This window comes from Terrisporobacter muris (assembly GCF_024621905.1).
Classification (GTDB): domain Bacteria; phylum Bacillota; class Clostridia; order Peptostreptococcales; family Peptostreptococcaceae; genus Terrisporobacter; species Terrisporobacter muris.
The window spans coordinates 1-3286 of sequence record NZ_JANKBY010000359.1; the positions used below are offsets into that span (position 1 = coordinate 1).

Consider the following 3286-nt stretch of genomic DNA (forward strand, 5'->3'; position numbering starts at 1 on the left):
ATAAATATAATAAAACCATATTGACTATATAATCAATATGGTTTTCTATATTATCGATTTTATTAATCTCCCACACCGAAGTCTGTATTATTAAACAATACTTCAATCTTTGGATTATCTATTAAAAACTTATACTTTTCTTCAAACCAATCTACAAGCTCTTGATCTCTCTTAACTTCTGATGTATTATCAATAAAGACATTTATAGTAGCATGGTCAAAATTATTAAGAACTATTTCCATATCTCTATCTATCATTTCTTTAGTTTGACCTTTAATTCCCACCATAATGCAAGGTGAATCAAAGTATTCTTTCAATTCTTCCACACTTTCAAACTTAGCATTTTTGTTAAGATATCCATTTCTAAAGTCATAGTCAAAAGTCTCCACACCTATTTTAAATGTTATAGGTATTTCAAAGAAATCTCTCATTTCTTGAATTTTCTTTTTATAAACCCAGTGACTTTCTAAGAATAGTTTTTCTATTTTCTTTTCCTTGATTATTTCTTTTATTTTCAATAAAGTGGCCTTAGGAATTTCAAAACAACTACCTGAGTTTATAACTTCCAATACTTTGTATTTTCCAGTTATGTTATCTAACACCTCAAAGTTTAATTTGTTTATTTCTTCCTCATCTTTTGAATTGTCTAATATATAATCACAAAAACTACATTTGCCCCATTTACATGGAAAAGCTTTAAGTAGTACTATTTCACGCTGGTTTTTGTTTGTTACTTCACTATATCTATCCATGTTGTTTATTCACCTTCTGTTTAAATGATAATTTGTAACTTTTAGGAAGTGCCGCCACACCTAAAGCTACTAAAACTACAGCCAAAAATTTATCTGCATAATCTGTACACACTTGAGTAATAAATACACTAACTACCATTGGCACATTGAAATGACTTAATATTTGTACTATATAAGAGGAACCTGAAGATGTCACACCTCCAAATAAAAATGCTGCTATTATGGCACTTATAATACTTGTCGGTATGGTAAATATAAATACTCCCAATGGTGTTTTCTTACCTTTTAATAATCCTTTTTTATACATTAATCCTGCAAGAAGTCCTGTACTTATTTGTACTGGTGCAAAATACAATGAATATGGATCAAAAGTCATCCCACTTACTAAACTACCACATACTCCAGTCATTACTGCAAATTTAGGTCCTAATAAACAAGCAACTAATATGGTTCCTATAGAGTCCAAATAAATAGGCAGTCTAAGTGTTAAAGCTATTAATGCTCCTATTATATTTAAAGAAATTCCCATTGCCATTAAAGTTAAATTTCTTGTACTCATACTCTTATTCATTTATATTACCCCCTCAATTGTATCTATTTCATTTTCATATCCATTAAATATTCTTTTTAAGAACATTTTCATAAAAGCTTTTTCATCCACCTCAGTTAAAACATGAGCGTTTGGTTTATTTTTGTAGAAGTTGAATGAATCTATTATGGATTGCCCCATAGCAACTCCATCATGTACTACTTCTACATAAGAATCAAAGCCTTTACATAAATTTCTATCAATGAAATATGCCACTGCAAGAGGATCATTTATTACACATCCTATGATGTGTTCCTGTTCCCAATGGAAATCTATATAAAATCTCGTTATTTCTGTTATAAATTTTGATTTTTCTTTATCAAGTCTATTAATAAACTCAATAATATTTGGTGTTAATACTATTTTCCTAGTTACATCTAGGCCTATCATATGAATTTTTTTAGGTAAGTTTTGGTAAACATAATCAGCTCCTTCAGGATCTACCCAATAATTAAACTCTGCCACTGGTGAACAGTTTCCATGTATTCTAAAGGCTCCACCCATAGATACAAATTCATCTAAATTATTGAATGCTTTTTTATCCTTCATTAAAGCTTTTGCAATATTCGTCATTGGACCCAGAGCTATTATAGATACTTTTTCATTATTTTTTAATGTATCAATAATAAAGTCTACTCCATCTTCTAATATTTCTTTATTTACATCTTCATAGAAATTTTCTCCTATACCATCTTCGCCATGAGTATCTTGTGCTGTTACAAGTTCTCTTTTTAGTGGTAATTTTTCGCCCACATAAACTGGTATATCTAGTCTTTCACATATTTGAAGTGCTTTTAGAGCGTTCTTTGCTCCAAGATCTGCTGGTACATTACCACTACAGATTGTAAGTCCTAATACTTCTAATTCTTTAGAATTTAATGCTAGAAGTATTGCCAGGCAATCATCTATACCTGGATCACAGTCAATTATTACTTTTCTTTTTTCCATATTTATCTCCTCCTAATCTTTCTAAAGGAGATCCTATACGCTTTTTTGCACAAAAAAAGCCGTATCTAAGGATTAACTTAAATACTGCCACTAAATAAGCTAACCTAGTTTTTTATACTTGGAGGATCTCGAACAAGTCCTAGATGTAAAATACAACCTAGTATTTTCAATAATTTGAATAAAATATAATTATAACTGTATAGTTCCTTAATATTATATTTTAATATGGACAATATTATAACATAAAAAAAGAAAGGGATAAACCCCTTCTCTTATTTATGGTAAATTTAGTTATTCTAAGCAACAGATTTACCTACAGTGAAGTAAAGGTGCATTGTTGGCGCCATAAACAACAAGTTATTTATTTTAAGCAACGGATTTGCCTGAGTGAAACGAAGGCATATCGTTGGCGCCATAGTCAATTGCATAGCAATTGACTATTTTAGGTTAGCCGGTCCAAATCCTAGTGGTAATATTTCTTCTAATGTATACTCTATATAATCATCAAGATTATTTCTATCTTTTGCTAAGTAAATTTTAAACTCTTTTGGATTACAAAACTCCATCATTACTTGTCTACATACTCCACATGGTGAGCAAAATTCCCCCACTTCACCTTCTTTATTTCCTACTATGGCAATCGCATCAAACTCTTTTTGTCCTTCTGATACTGCTTTAAAAAAGGCTGTTCTTTCGGCACAATTTGTCGGAGTATATGATGCATTTTCAATATTACATCCTTGATATATTTTACCATTCTTACCAAGTAAAGCTGCTCCAACATTGAAATGAGAGTACGGTGTGTAACAATTATCCTGTGCTTCAAATGCATTTTTTATTAGTAATTGTATATTATTCATAAGTTTTAATATCCTTTCCATTTTAATCCTTTAATTAATTTGTTATGTACATAGATACAAACATATAAAGGATAATTATTATAACATCTAGAAATAAAAAAGTATACATTTTTTGAAATTTTTTATGATTTTTATCT

4 protein-coding genes are annotated in these 3286 nt (G+C 29.6%); all 4 read right to left on the bottom strand.

Going from position 1 to position 3286, the window contains the following annotated elements; translation table 11 throughout:
* Window positions 1-62: 62 nt before the first annotated feature.
* Window positions 63-752 (bottom strand): radical SAM protein, encoded by a 690-nt coding sequence (locus NSA58_RS17710; RefSeq protein ID WP_039681473.1) that lies wholly within the window; start codon window positions 750-752, stop codon window positions 63-65.
* Window positions 745-1323, bottom strand: coding sequence for an ECF transporter S component (locus NSA58_RS17715; RefSeq protein WP_039681472.1), 579 nt, complete (start codon window positions 1321-1323; stop codon window positions 745-747). Before NSA58_RS17715 ends, NSA58_RS17710 begins: the two co-directional genes overlap by 8 nt.
* The gene (locus tag NSA58_RS17720; protein ID WP_039681471.1) at window positions 1324-2289 is read right to left on the bottom strand and encodes a nucleoside hydrolase; all 966 of its coding nucleotides are present in this window, start codon (window positions 2287-2289) and stop codon (window positions 1324-1326) included.
* A gap of 437 nt (window positions 2290-2726) precedes the next feature.
* Complete coding sequence (locus NSA58_RS17725) at window positions 2727-3149, bottom strand: cytidine deaminase (RefSeq protein WP_039681477.1); 423 nt, start codon at window positions 3147-3149, stop codon at window positions 2727-2729.
* Between the last annotated feature and the right edge of the window lie 137 nt (window positions 3150-3286).

What these genes read in the sequence shown, in the direction of transcription:
- NSA58_RS17710 (WP_039681473.1), bottom strand. Translation starts at nt 752, where the DNA reads ATGGATAGATATAGTGAAGTAACAAACAAAAACCAGCGTGAAATAGTA.
- NSA58_RS17715 (WP_039681472.1), bottom strand. Translation starts at nt 1,323, where the DNA reads ATGAATAAGAGTATGAGTACAAGAAATTTAACTTTAATGGCAATGGGA.
- NSA58_RS17720 (WP_039681471.1), bottom strand. Translation starts at nt 2,289, where the DNA reads ATGGAAAAAAGAAAAGTAATAATTGACTGTGATCCAGGTATAGATGAT.
- NSA58_RS17725 (WP_039681477.1), bottom strand. Translation starts at nt 3,149, where the DNA reads ATGAATAATATACAATTACTAATAAAAAATGCATTTGAAGCACAGGAT.